The 13377-nt window shown below is 45.4% G+C and carries 13 protein-coding genes and 3 tRNA genes; 13 read left to right on the top strand and 3 right to left on the bottom strand.

Translation table 11 applies throughout. The features are described from left to right. Positions 1–64: 64 nt before the first annotated feature. The 12 genes from ribD (at position 65) to DWZ40_RS10365 (ending at position 9690) form a co-directional block, all read left to right on the top strand. Positions 65–1168 carry a bifunctional diaminohydroxyphosphoribosylaminopyrimidine deaminase/5-amino-6-(5-phosphoribosylamino)uracil reductase RibD gene (gene ribD / locus DWZ40_RS10420; RefSeq protein ID WP_118543088.1) on the top strand — a complete coding sequence of 368 codons (1104 nt, stop codon included), beginning with the start codon at positions 65–67 and terminating at the stop codon, positions 1166–1168. Further along, positions 1149–1832: a riboflavin synthase gene (locus tag DWZ40_RS10415; RefSeq protein ID WP_118542986.1), complete on the top strand. Its 684-nt coding sequence runs from the start codon at positions 1149–1151 to the stop codon at positions 1830–1832. The genes ribD and DWZ40_RS10415 overlap by 20 nt, the downstream gene beginning before the upstream one ends. A gap of 27 nt (positions 1833–1859) precedes the next feature. Continuing rightward, entirely contained in the window at positions 1860–3062 is a 1203-nt protein-coding gene (locus DWZ40_RS10410) for a bifunctional 3,4-dihydroxy-2-butanone-4-phosphate synthase/GTP cyclohydrolase II (RefSeq protein WP_118542985.1), read from the top strand. Between the two features lie 62 nt (positions 3063–3124). Then, on the top strand, positions 3125–3592 hold the full coding sequence (ribE, locus tag DWZ40_RS10405; RefSeq protein ID WP_118542984.1) for a 6,7-dimethyl-8-ribityllumazine synthase: 468 nt from the start codon (positions 3125–3127) through the stop codon (positions 3590–3592). A 153-nt stretch (positions 3593–3745) separates the two neighbouring features. Then, complete coding sequence (locus tag DWZ40_RS10400; RefSeq protein ID WP_118542983.1) at positions 3746–4156, top strand: ACT domain-containing protein; 411 nt, start codon at positions 3746–3748, stop codon at positions 4154–4156. A gap of 101 nt (positions 4157–4257) precedes the next feature. Further along, positions 4258–4800 carry a DUF3877 family protein gene (locus tag DWZ40_RS10395; protein WP_118542982.1) on the top strand — a complete coding sequence of 181 codons (543 nt, stop codon included), beginning with the start codon at positions 4258–4260 and terminating at the stop codon, positions 4798–4800. Positions 4801–4802: 2 nt separating this feature from the next. Further along, complete coding sequence (locus DWZ40_RS10390) at positions 4803–5663, top strand: DMT family transporter (RefSeq protein ID WP_118542981.1); 861 nt, start codon at positions 4803–4805, stop codon at positions 5661–5663. A 103-nt stretch (positions 5664–5766) separates the two neighbouring features. Next, positions 5767–7254 carry an AAA family ATPase gene (locus DWZ40_RS10385; protein ID WP_118542980.1) on the top strand — a complete coding sequence of 496 codons (1488 nt, stop codon included), beginning with the start codon at positions 5767–5769 and terminating at the stop codon, positions 7252–7254. 67 nt (positions 7255–7321) lie between these two features. Then, a complete protein-coding gene (locus DWZ40_RS10380; protein ID WP_118542979.1) occupies positions 7322–9328 on the top strand; it encodes a bifunctional diguanylate cyclase/phosphodiesterase in 2007 nt (668 codons plus the stop codon). Positions 9329–9405: 77 nt separating this feature from the next. Next, positions 9406–9479 (top strand) — tRNA-Pro (locus tag DWZ40_RS10375). 27 nt (positions 9480–9506) lie between these two features. Continuing rightward, positions 9507–9578, top strand: a tRNA-Glu gene (locus DWZ40_RS10370). Positions 9579–9617: 39 nt separating this feature from the next. Continuing rightward, positions 9618–9690: transfer RNA gene (locus DWZ40_RS10365), tRNA-Thr, on the top strand. Positions 9691–9823: 133 nt separating this feature from the next. Here DWZ40_RS10365 and DWZ40_RS10360 read toward each other — a convergent pair. The 3 genes from DWZ40_RS10360 to DWZ40_RS10350 form a co-directional block, all read right to left on the bottom strand. Further along, on the bottom strand, positions 9824–11167 hold the full coding sequence (locus tag DWZ40_RS10360; RefSeq protein WP_118542978.1) for a tyrosine-type recombinase/integrase: 1344 nt from the start codon (positions 11165–11167) through the stop codon (positions 9824–9826). 174 nt (positions 11168–11341) lie between these two features. After that, on the bottom strand, positions 11342–12103 hold the full coding sequence (locus DWZ40_RS10355) for a hypothetical protein (protein ID WP_118542977.1): 762 nt from the start codon (positions 12101–12103) through the stop codon (positions 11342–11344). Between the two features lie 231 nt (positions 12104–12334). Continuing rightward, a complete protein-coding gene (locus DWZ40_RS10350) occupies positions 12335–12781 on the bottom strand; it encodes a helix-turn-helix transcriptional regulator (protein ID WP_118542976.1) in 447 nt (148 codons plus the stop codon). Positions 12782–12946: 165 nt separating this feature from the next. On the opposite strand from DWZ40_RS10350, the gene DWZ40_RS10345 reads away from it, so the two are divergent. Continuing rightward, positions 12947–13243, top strand: a complete 297-nt coding sequence (locus tag DWZ40_RS10345; protein WP_118542975.1) for a hypothetical protein — start codon at positions 12947–12949, stop codon at positions 13241–13243. Positions 13244–13377: the final 134 nt, after the last annotated feature.

The raw sequence follows: 13377 nt of genomic DNA, 5'->3' as shown, positions 1-13377 counted from the left end.
GCATCTGACGTTAACCATCCTTCTGCTTGATACTTATGCGAACAGGAAATGGAGGAAGGAGTCTTTGACAAAACAGGATTATATGCGCCGGGCAGTGGAACTGGCGAAAAAAGGCGAAGGCTGGACCAGTCCGAATCCGATGGTAGGCGCCGTGGTGGTAAAAGACGGGAGAATCATCGGGGAAGGATACCATGCGCGGTATGGGGAACTTCATGCAGAGCGCAATGCGCTCCGTGCCTGTATGGAGCCGACGGAGGGGGCAGACCTCTATGTCACGTTAGAGCCATGCTGCCACTATGGAAAACAGCCTCCCTGCGTAGAGGCAATCGTGCAGGCGGGGATCAAGCGGGTTTTTGTGGGATCGGATGATCCGAATCCACTGGTTGCCGGAAAGGGAATCCAGTATTTGCGGGAACGCGGCATTCTGGTAGAAACCCATGTGCTGAAAGAAGAATGCGATGCGCTAAATCCGGTGTTTTTCCATTACATCCGCAGAAAAACTCCCTATGTGGTTTTAAAATATGCCATGACCATGGATGGGAAAATTGCGGCATATACCGGGGCATCCAAATGGGTTACTGGCGAGGAGGCACGGGCGTGGGTGCAGCGGGAGCGCAGCCGTTACTGTGGCATCATGGTGGGGGTCAATACCGTACTGGCAGATGATCCATTGCTGAACTGCCGCATGCCGGGAGGAAGAAATCCGGTCCGGATCATCTGTGATACACACTTAAAAACTCCGATGGAATCCAGAATCGTAAAGACCGCGAGGGAAATTCCTACAATTCTGGCTGTCTGCGAGACGGACAAAAAACGATATCTTCCCTATGAACAGGCGGGCTGCCAGATTTTGCCAGTTTCAGAGGAAGAGGGGCATGTGAATCTCAAGGACCTGATGAAGCTGCTTGGCGAAAAACAGATCGACAGTATTTTGCTGGAGGGAGGCGGTACCTTAAACTGGTCCGCGTTAAAAAGCGGGATTGTCAAAGAAGTACATGCTTATCTTGCACCGAAGCTGTTTGGCGGTGCAAAAGCCAAAACGCCGGTGGAGGGGCCTGGTGTGGCAGATCCTTCGGAAGCGGTCCGGCTGAAGGTCAGAGAAATCCGAAAGCTGGGCGAGGATTTCCTAGTGGAAAGCGAGGTGCAGGATGTTTACGGGGATCGTTGAAGAGATTGGAACGTTAAAACGGATTACCTGGGGTGCACATTCGGCGGCGCTGACCATTCAGGCAAAACAGGTGCTTGCCGGTACCAAAGTGGGCGACAGCATTGCAGTCAATGGGATTTGCCTGACGGTAACGAATCTGGACACTTCCGGGTTTACGGCAGACGTAATGCATGAAACCTTAAACCGTTCTTCCTTAAAAGGTGCAAAACCGGGCATGCACGTGAACCTGGAGCGGGCAATGGCAGCAGGAGGGCGGTTTGGCGGTCATATCGTAAGTGGCCATGTGGATGGAACCGGAACGATCCGGAAGATTTCGCGGGATGATAATGCAATTTGGTATACTGTGGAAGCCAGCCCGGCAATTCTTCGCTATATTGTGGAAAAGGGATCCGTTACGATCGATGGGATCAGCCTGACTGTGGCATCGGTGACGGAGAAATCTTTTTCCGTTTCCACGATACCGCACACCAATGCCGTGACAACTTTGGGAGAGCGGAAAGAAGGAGATAAAGTGAACCTGGAGAATGATATCATCGGGAAATACGTGGAGCGGCTGCTGGGTGGGGGAATGACAGAGTGCAAATGTCCAGAACAACCAGATTCCAGACAAAAACAGACAGAAAGCAAAATTACAAAAGAATTTCTGACCCAATATGGATTTTAATAAAACGCAAGGCAGGAGGGAAAAATTATGGCATTTCAATACAATACCGTAGAAGAAGCGTTAGAAGAACTTCGCAAAGGACATATCATTCTGGTGACCGATGATCCGGACCGGGAAAATGAGGGAGATTTCATCTGTGCGGCAGAGTTTGCCACGACGGAAAATATCAATTTCATGGCAACCCATGGAAAAGGACTGATCTGCATGCCGATGTCCGAGGAATATGTAAAGAAACTGCAGATTCCTCAGATGGTGACCAATAATACAGACAACCATGAGACAGCGTTTACGGTTTCGATTGATTGTGTCGATACGACGACCGGAATTTCCGCAGCAGAGCGCTCCGTCACGGCCATGCGCTGTGTGGCAGAGGATGCAAAGCCGGAGGACTTTCGCAGACCGGGACACATGTTCCCGCTGCTGGCAAAAAAGAATGGTGTTCTGGAACGGGAAGGACACACGGAAGCTACCGTGGATCTGTGCCGCCTGGCCGGATTAAAGGAATGCGGGCTTTGCTGTGAGATCATGCGGGAGGACGGAACCATGATGCGCACCAGCGAACTGCAGGAACTGGCAAAAACATGGGACTTAAAATTCATCACGATCCAGGACCTGAAAAATTACCGGAAATTCCAGGATCAGCTGGTTGACCGGGTGACTGTGACGAAAATGCCGACCAAATACGGAGAATTTGTGGCTTACGGCTATGTAAACCGATTAAATGGCGAACATCATGTCGCACTGGTAAAAGGGGAGATTGGAGATGGGGAAGATGTCCTTTGCCGGATTCATTCGGAATGTCTGACCGGCGATACGTTTGGTTCCCTGCGCTGTGACTGTGGCCAGCAGTTTGCGGCAGCCATGACCCAGATTGAAAAAGAAGGACGTGGCATTCTCCTTTACATGCGGCAGGAAGGACGCGGCATCGGTCTGATCAACAAGCTGAAGGCCTATGAACTGCAGGAAAAGGGCATGGATACCCTGGAGGCTAATCTGGCACTTGGTTTTGCCGGGGATGAGCGGGAATATTACATCGGTGCACAGATCCTGCGGGATCTTGGAGTAAAGAGCATGCGCCTGCTCACCAACAATCCGGATAAAGTATATCAGCTTTCGGAGTTTGGCATGACCATCAAAGAGCGTGTGCCGATCCAGATGAGCGCGACGAAATACGATCTGTTTTACCTGCGGACCAAGCAGCAGCGTATGGGGCATCTGCTGCGGTATTAGAGGGTAAAAAAATCTGTTGCTATATCATTTTATAATATATTATGAAGAAAGAGGACAAACATATGAGAGTACTGGAAGGAAATGTAGTAGCAAAAGGAATCCGTGTAGGAATTGTGGCAGCAAGATTTAATGAATTTATTACATCAAAGCTGGTTGGCGGGGCACTGGATGGTTTAAAACGCCACGATGTCAAAGAGGAAGATATCGATATCGCGTGGGTGCCAGGTGCCTTTGAAATCCCCCTGATCGCGTCGAAGATGGCGAAAAGCAAAAAGTATGATGCGGTAATCTGTGTGGGTGCCGTGATCCGTGGAAGCACAAGCCACTATGATTATGTATGCAGTGAAGTCTCCAAGGGGATTGCAAATGTCTCTTTAAACAGTGACATTCCGGTGATGTTTGGTGTGCTGACCACCGATAACATTGAGCAGGCAATCGAGCGTGCAGGCAGTAAGGCTGGAAATAAGGGGTATGAGTGCGCGACCGGTGCCATCGAGATGGTGAATCTGATCCGTGCATTGGAAGCATAGATAAAAAGCACCGATAAAATACTGAAAACTTTTGCACTCTAAAAGAATAACATGTTGACGAATCTTATTTTTCGTTTAAAATAAAAGAAGAAAACTAAAAATCTGTATGAAAATAGATAAATCGTTGGAAAATGGAAAGTGAGGAAATAGAACATGTTAAAGCAGGTTTCTGTATACGCAGAAAATAAAAAGGGTGCGCTTAAGATCGTTACCGGAATTTTGACGGATGCCGATATCAATATTTTGGGTTCTGTCACAAATGACAGTGCGGAATACGGAATCATCCGCATGGTGGTTACCAATCCGGAAAAAGCACAGGAAATTCTGACTGAGGCCGGTTACTTATGCCGCCTTACCAATGTACTCGGCATTGAAGTAGAAGATGAAGTAGGAAGCTTAAACCGGGTTCTGGCAGCATTCTTAGAGAGCAATATCAATGTCAATTACCAGTACCTGTCTTTCAACCGTCAGTCTGGAAAGCCGGTCATGGTTCTTCACACAGACGATTGTGAGTTCGTAGAAAAATGTCTGGCAGCAAAGGGATTTCAGATGACCGAAGTTTAAAAAAGTGATCAAAAAATGAGGGATGTTCAGGCAAAAAGGCCGGCATCCCTATTTTTGCTGCACGCGAAAACGACAAAATAATAAGGAGAAAAACTAGACAAATGCACTTTGAAAAACTGGAACAAAATATCATCGATCTGGTCAAAGAGGAACAGGCAAAACTCGGTTATCGGAAGGAATGCATTCGTTTGTACTATCCACTGAGTTCACTTGTGCATCTGACCGGAAAACCATGTGGGGAGCAGGACATGCTCGCGCTGCTTCCTGACTTTTGCCGGGAGGTAGAACCACATCTTGGAAAGATCACGGTTTCTGCAAAGAAAGAACGCTTTTGCTTTTTGATCCCGGAAGAGGGTGTTGTATATGTGAAAGAGAACACACTTCCAAATGAATTTATCAAAGAGTTGGTCGAACTGGTTGGACACCATGACTGTACCATGGAAGAAATCAAAGCATTATTTGAAAAACAGCCATGGCCGGTTATTGTAACACCAGTTAAAGGGGATGAATTTGATCTTTTGATCCGGTTCGCAGAAGGCGCAAAAGATCCTTATTATTATTGTTTTAAGGATGAAGGCTGCCACATCATTTATCACCGGTTCCTTCCGGAAGATTATGCGGACTTTGGATTTGAGGAGGCTTAAGTATGAACCGGAAACATAAAGCAATCCTTTATATTGTATTGTCCTCCTTTTGCTTTGCCCTGATGAGTGTGTTTGTGCGTCTCGCTGGAGATATCCCGCCTGTGCAGAAGAGCTTTTTCCGGAATCTGATCGCATTTTTCTTTGCCGTGATCCTTCTGATCAAAAATAAGATTTGGCTGACTGATGCAAAGAAAAATCTCGGCTATCTGATCCTGCGTTCTACGTTTGGAACGCTGGGGATTTTCTGCAACTTTTATGCGGTCGACCACCTGGTTTTGGCAGATGCTTCCATGTTAAATAAGATGTCGCCGTTTTTCGCCATTGTATTCAGCTTTCTGATCCTTGGCGAAAAAGTAAAGCCAACACAGGCATTTTGCGTAGTCGGCGCTTTTATTGGAAGCTTGTTCATCTTAAAGCCGACTTTTGCCAACATGGCACTGGTACCGTCACTGATCGGACTTTGCGGCGGTCTGTTTGCAGGTGTTGCCTATACGTTTGTACGGCTTTTGGGAGAGCGGGGAGAAAAAGGACCGTTTATCGTCTTTTTCTTTTCCGGTTTTTCCTGCCTGGTATCTTTGCCGTACCTGTTTTTGCATTACCATCCAATGAGTCCGTCCCAGCTTGGATTTCTTCTGCTTGCAGGACTTGCGGCATCCGGCGGTCAGTTCAGCATTACCGCGGCTTATTGCAATGCTCCGGCGCGCGAGATTTCGGTGTACGATTATTCACAGATCATCTTTTCTGCCCTGTTGGGATTTCTTTTGTTCAGCCAGGTGCCGGATTTCTTAAGTGTGATCGGTTATCTGACGATTTGTGTGATGGCTGTAGTTATGTTTCTTTATAATAACCGAAAGACTTGTTGACAGAAAAGAAATATGTTACATTGAATATGGTGATTCAGAATATTGTGATCGACATCAGATCATAGGATATTAGACGATACTTGAGATAAAAGGGGAAAACAGTATGCCAGTATTTGATTTCAGCGATGCTCCGGACGCAAAGAATCCGGGTGAGTGCATGTATACCACATTTCGGTCCAGTGAGCCGGAGGCTTCTCCTGAGAAACCGATCCTTGTCCTCGATAACAAAAAACGGAAATGGCAGCATCATTCCTGCGGAATGTTTACGAATCCGGTAAAACGTACCACCTTCGAATTCCAGGAGGAGGATGGAACGGTAAGCGCCGATATTTTAAAAATTGATGCCCGCTTTGTCAGCCTGTTAAAATGGCTTGGGGAAAATCATATCAGTGTCCGTCTGTCCGGCGAAAACTGTCCGGAAGGGTATGCTGTTTACAAAATCCGGGAAACGGCGTTCGGCGGCGGCACCAAGCTTTCGGCAGAAGACGGCTTTTTGCAGTTTATGATCGAGCGCCTGTTTGCGAGCAATGCACCGGGCGAGGACGTAGTCGATGAAAGACTGGAAGAAGCTGGCGACGATATGAAGCTGACCAGCATTCAGAGTATCACGGATTTCATGAATTGTGCTGGAAGAACCCTTCCAGACAACATCCGTCTCTGGGCGCGGAGAAATCTGGCAGTAGCACGTTCCCACGAGGTATCCCCGGAGGAACGCCGTCACGCACAGCGCGCACTGTCTATTATGATGAATGTCCAGTGGAAGAGCAACTACTTTGAGTCAATCGATCCAAAGGAAGCACGCAGGATCCTGGATGAAGAATTATATGGAATGGAGCGTGTGAAACAGCGTATCATCGAGACGATCATCCAGATCAACCGTACGCATACCCTTCCTGCTTATGGACTTTTATTGGTAGGACCTGCCGGAACCGGAAAGTCCCAGATCGCCTACGCAGTAGCCCGTATCTTAAAGCTTCCATGGACCACCCTGGATATGAGCTCCATCAACGATCCGGAGCAGCTGACCGGCAGCTCCCGTATCTACGCGAACGCAAAGCCGGGCATTATCATGGATGCCTTTTCCATGGCAGGGGAGTCCAACCTGGTATTTATCATCAATGAGCTGGATAAGGCAGCTTCCGGAAAAGGAAACGGAAATCCGGCCGATGTACTGCTGACTCTGCTCGATAATCTTGGTTTTACTGACAACTACATGGAATGTATGATCCCAACTGTTGGCGTTTACCCGATCGCGACAGCCAACGATAAGTCCCAGATCAGCGCGCCGCTCATGTCACGTTTTGCGGTGATCGATATCCCGGATTATACGGCAGAGGAAAAGAAAATCATCTTTTCCAGATTTGCACTGCCGAAGGTATTAAAACGCATGGGATTAAAAGACGGAGAGTGCAATGTGGCACCGGATGGCCTGGATGCGGTGGTAGAGTTTTTTGCCGGAACCAGCGGAATCCGTGATCTGGAGCAGGCAGCAGAGCATATTGCGGCAAATGCATTATACCAGATCGAGGTAGACCATGTTGCAGAAGTGACATTTGACCGTGATATGGTCAGAAAGCTTCTGGGAGCATAAAAAGCAGTGCCGATAACGGTGACGATGCGAAAATCATTACGAGTATTTATTTGAATGAGGTGTGATTGTGGTTTTACAGACAGAACAAACCGAGCGATTAAGAAAAGCACTGCACATTGACATAACAGATGGAATCATTCTTGCAGTTATGCGCCAGGGAAGACGACAGGAAAATGACACGAAAGAGACCATGGAAGCATGGATGGAACGTCATGTTTTTGTATATGCATCCACGCCGAAAGTATTGGAAACCATGAAAAAAGAATTCAGTGTTTCCTCACTTTTACGTGAATATAAACATGGAAAACGGTTTCTGGTATACCGGTGTCATCTTGTAAATAGAGATATGATGCTGGTAGATAAGGTGACCATTTATCTATTTGAAAACACGGTCACCGGCCATGTGGAAGCCCAAATGTTCATCGAAGATATCACACAGGAATATCTGGATAATGTTACCAACGAAGTGCTTTACCAGAAAGATTATACGCTGCTCAGCCTGATCAGCCTGGACCGGGAAATCATAAATTTCCGCAGTTGCCATTTGGAAGACATCGACATAAAGAAACGTAAAAATATCCCATATAAAAAAGCAGCAGAGCTGGTTTGCGGGCATCATATTCATCCAAATGACAGGGAACGTTTCCTTTCCAAAACCAATCTTACATTTTTAAGAAAAACAATGGAAGAGAAGGGAATGCATTCGTTTGCCGTGCAGACAACTGATAAGCTGACGGAACGTTATACTTATTACTGGTTTGACAAATCTGAAAATATGCTGTTGCTGGTTGCGGACGATATGACAAAAGAACTGGAAACAGATCCGCTTACAGGACTTCCAAACCGTGCAGGATTTCTCCGGCAGGTGGGTGAAATCCTGCGAAAACAGTCCGATGCCCAGTATGCAATTTTGTTTTTTAATATCCAGCGCTTTAAAGCCATTAATGATCTGTTTGGTTACGAGAAGGGAGACCGTATTTTAAAGAAAATCGTGGATGTTCTGGAAAAAAGCTTCCTAAAACCACTCGTAACGGCTCGTATGGAGGCAGACCGTTTTGTGGCGTTCGTGGATACCGCTAACTTAAAGTTGGATCAGATGAACCAGCTTTTGCATTATTCTTATCATGACGGAAAGACAGACATTGAACTCCATGGGCGTTGCGGCATTTATTATGTCTCGAAACAGTGTACGTTAAGCGTATCGGATATGTGCGACCGGGCAAAGCTGGCAAAGAATTATATTTCTAACCAGTATGTGCAGCCGTATGCCATTTACGATGAAAGCATGAAAATGGAATACGATGATAATAGCCGTGTGATGATCAATCTGGAACAGGCCATTGAAAAGAATGAGTTCTGTGTCTATTATCAGCCGGTCTATGATGCGAAAACCGAAGAAATCGTTTCTGCGGAGGCTCTGGTCCGTTGGATCCCGGATAAGAAAAATCCGGTCCTTCCGGGGCGGTTCATCCCAGTGCTGGAAAACAGCGGCCATATTACCAAGCTGGATACATTTGTAAACAGAACGGTAAGGGAAATGATCCGGAAACGAAAACAGGAGGGAAAAAAGGTCCTTCCGGTTGCGGTAAACCTTTCCCGTATGGACCTGATGGACAAAGACATCATGGGACGCATCTGGGAAAATGTAAATGATAAGAAAATTCCGGTCAGTATGTTCCATTATGAACTCACAGAGTCTGCTTATGCAGATATTACCGAAAGCGGAAGTAAATTTTTGACCGGGTTGCAGAAAAAGGGAACGAAGATCCTGATCGACGATTTTGGAAGCGGAATTTCTTCATTCAGCACCGTGCGCGACTATGAATTCGATATCATTAAGCTGGATATGGGATTTGTACAGAAAATTGGCACCAGCAAGAAAACGGACAACATCCTCATTGCGCTGATCGACCTGGCGCATAGTCTCGATATGAAGGTGATCGCAGAAGGTGTGGAAACGAAGGAGCAGACGGAGTTTTTGAAAAAGAACGGCTGCGATTTTTTTCAGGGCTTTTATTACGCAAAGCCAATGCCGCAGGATGAGTTTGAAGCGATGCTGGACCGGGAATTATAAATTTAAATCATAAAATAAAAAAAGATTCAAATTGTTGTTGACAATTAACACAATTTATATTATACTACTGAACGTAGCGAGGCGTGGCTCAGTTTGGTAGAGCGCTGCGTTCGGGACGCAGAGGTCGCAAGTTCGAATCTTGTCGCCTCGACTCACTTCAGGTTTTACCTGAAGGAATGGCCTCATGGTCAAGCGGTTAAGACGACGCCCTCTCACGGCGTAAACTCGGGTTCGATTCCCGATGAGGTCATATGCTTTGGATTTTTGTCCAAAGCATTTTTGTTAGGACGCTTCTGTAGCGCAGTTGGTAGCGCAACGCATTCGTAATGCGTGGGTCGCCGGTTCGAGTCCGGCCAGGAGCTTATGAAGAAAACCCTTGAGAAATCAAGGGTTTTCGGCGTTTTGTGGGTTAGTTTTAAGAACTGAAAAACTATAAAAATATGGTGTTTGGGGACTATTTGGGGACTATCGAAAAAGTAGTCCCCAAAATTACTATTATGCGTGGTTTGCCACAGGCTCAGACAAGAGAGCACTACTCATGATATCCGCAGCTTCTGTGCTGCTCTGGTGAAAGAAATATGCGTAGATGTTTAATGTTGTGCTGGTATTGGCGTGTCCCAGGACACCGGATACAGACCTTGGGTCCAGTTTTTTGTTGATCAAGATGGAAGCGGTGGTGTGCCGGAGATCATGCAGCGTTAAGTTATCTGGTATCATTTCGGTTTCGTCCTTTGCGACATTGCTGTTGTAAATTCGGATCACTCGCTTAAACTCCGTCCGCGGACTGTCCACATGCATCTGAGCGCCATCGTCGCGGATGAAAACAAAATTATCCCGGAACTGCTTGCCGCGGGAACCTTTCCAGTAGTCACCAAGCTGCAGACAGATCTGTTTCTGTTCATTCATCAGCCTTTTTGCAGCACTGATTACAATGTCCGGAACAGAGCACTGTCTGGTTGCGTAGGTTTTGGTTTCTTTGTGTATGATCTCCCCTTTTACAACGGCCGTGGATTTGGAAAAGTGAATCGTATTCTTCGAAAAATCAATATCACTCCACAGAAGCGAAACAATTTCTCCACGCCTGGCGCCAGTGAAAAGCGCGATGTAGAAAAACAGCTGCCATTTCAAATCCAGGGACCACAGCTGATCATATTCTTTGATCTGCACTGTTTTTCCTGCGCGTTTCACTGAATGCGCCTTACGCCGGATAGTAACAGGATGATCCAGAATCCACAAAAAACGTTTTGCCTGATCAATCGTGAGCTGCTTGGTTTTGTATTCCCGCTTGACCCTGCCGCGGCCACGCTGCTTCCCGGCATAGATCAGTGGGTTGATAGAAAGATAGCCTTCCTCGACCGCGTAGGACAAAATCGTGCTGATGGCTGCGCGGTATTTGGTCACAGTACCTTCAGACAAAGCACCTTTTTTACCATCCAGCCGGGAATTATCTTTTCGAAGTTCCTTCAAAAATTCCTTGACAACATGATTGGTAATCTGCGTCAGCTTCATCTGCCCTATAGCCGGGATAATGCGATCTCTGAGACGCTGCTCGTAATCAGCAAGCGTGGACTCTGCCAGATCCTTAGATTCTTTCATGTCTGCCAGAAATATCCGGGAGAACTTTTCGAAGGTTGTTTTATCTCCGGATGTGCTGCCTCCGGCCCGGATCCGGTCCTCAAATCGTACGGCATATTTTTCGGCTTCTTTCTGGGCGCGGTCTTCGGACCACTTCGGATCAGGAACAAAAGTATCGGTTTCCCGGATCTTCTTGCCGTATGAGTCATAACCGCAGGACACCGTGATCTTATAAGTGTTTCCACGTTTCTCTATGGATGCCATAATCATCCCTCCTTAAAAATGGGTATAAAAAATACACCTCTTGCACAGGTGCACCAGGAATGATATAATTCTATTGCTCGTAGGTATTCTATCATTCCGGTACACATCCGAAAGAGATTATCTATGTAAAAAGCCGTTCGGTGCGCCAACATCGGGCGGCTTTTGTTTTCTAAGTCATTTTTTTGAATCTTTAATTAAACGCTGATACTCATTACACTTGTTTCTTAATGCATCTCTTTCATTTTCCATATTATCAAGGGCAGCTCTTAACTGTACAATTTCCATATTCCAGGAAGCATAGGGACGTGAATTGCGCTTGCGCAGGTAATCAATTTCAGTTTCGCAGGAATAGAGTTTTGATTTTAAATCTGTGTTTTCGTTCGCTAATTTTTCAAGCTTCTCATAATATGTTGATTCAGAACTATGAAGTGAATCGGTGAGAGATTCAATCTGGTGTTCTGCTGAATTTAAAGCACTTTTCAAGTCGGAATTCTTTATTTCTAGTTCTTTATTACGCCGTTTCAATTCATTCAATGCAGATTGCGCTGATAAAATAACACAATTCTTTTCAGCTAATAATGATTCGAGTGGTGTACGGCAATAAGGATCATCCTTTAACTGTACATGTATCTGTTTGTTTAAAGAGTTAGATAACGTAAGAGGTGAAGGAACAGGAGCGGGTTTGCTATTATCATCTGAAATAATATCGTTGCGTTTGTCTGCCAATTTTGATTCGTAATACGCATCCTTAGTTTCTTCGAAATCATATATTGAGCTTAAAGTAAATAGTGTGAAGCAGGCTGGGACTAGGCAAAAGATCCAAACCTTGAAAAAAGAGTCTTCACCAGGCCAACTGTTGAATATAAAACTTGCTATAAAAGCGCATAAAGCATAACAACATCCAGAATATATTACAGGATTCCACTCACGTTTCATAAGTACCTCCTGAATTGCCAATAATTACCACAAACATTCGTTTATCTAATGCGTTATAATAACATAGCACCCAGCCGAAGGGCCAATGAGAAAGGAGTACATCTACTATGGATCAAACAGAATCTATGCTTTGTATTATAGATCTGTCAGAACACTATACATAAATCTCAATTTTCGAGGACATACTCAAATCTATTTACTCTTAAACTGATCGACGGCGGGGTGCATATATTATCCGACGTCTTTTTTTATGGTTCTTACTGGTGGATATTTTGTCTCCAGTTCTTCCGGAGTTCCCGGAACACCGAAGAATAAATCATTTTCGCGGATGGCATCCGCAGCGTGTACAACAAAGTCTAATACCGTCTTCCGATCTTTTTCATTCATATTCACAAAGAAATCAATCAGAGAACATTCTGTCTGCGAAAGGTTATATCGCTCCTTTAAAGATTCCAGCTCGCTTTCCGGTTCTGGAACAAACATTTCGCCGGTTCCATATCGCAACCAGATTTCACTAACTTTGAATTCTCTACAGATGAGAAGAACTGCGGCATCGCTTGGGTTGCTTTTCCCGGTTTCGTAAGTGGCGACCGTGTTACGCTTAACGCCAAGGCGGTCGGCAAATGCCTGCTGGGTTAAGTTCAAAGTCTTTCGAAGCTCTTTAAGACGCTCATTCATGACCAACACCTCCTTTCTGATGTACTTATTATAGACTGTGAAATGTGGCATGTCAACAAAAATGTTTTATTGCCACAAAAAAGATATTGACAAATGATTTATAGCCACATATAATGGTTTTAGAACCACAAAAGAAACGCATTAAAAGAAAGGAGTGAGAGAAAAGTGGATAAAGAGGAAATGCTCTTTCATTTATCACAGATTTTGAAAGATGTAGCACTTGGAAAATATCAGCCGCTGCCGCAGGGTGTTCCTTTATCTGAGCCGGAAAAAGAAAAATTAAAGGAACACACGCTGGAGGCCCTGCAGGTAGCGATGAATGAACTTGCTAAAGATCTGAATCTTCCAAATGATCTGAAAAAAGCTCTATGTTTGTCCGAATCGGATTTGGAACGGCTTTGCCGGAAGAAAGACATGCAAGCAGGATTTTCAGAACAGAATCTGTGCAATGTTGGCAAATAGTTTTTTCCGGCTCGCAGAAATTACAACCAGCAGGGAACGGTTTTTTCTCATTTCCGATAGTAACAGGATAATAGAAAAACTGATAGACACATAATGAACGCGGGCAATACACATTTACATATTTTGAATTCAAA

The sequence above is a fragment of the Clostridium sp. AF32-12BH genome, assembly GCF_003477935.1.
Taxonomy (GTDB): domain Bacteria; phylum Bacillota; class Clostridia; order Lachnospirales; family Lachnospiraceae; genus Brotaphodocola.
This window is presented reverse-complemented; position numbering and strand designations above follow the sequence as displayed.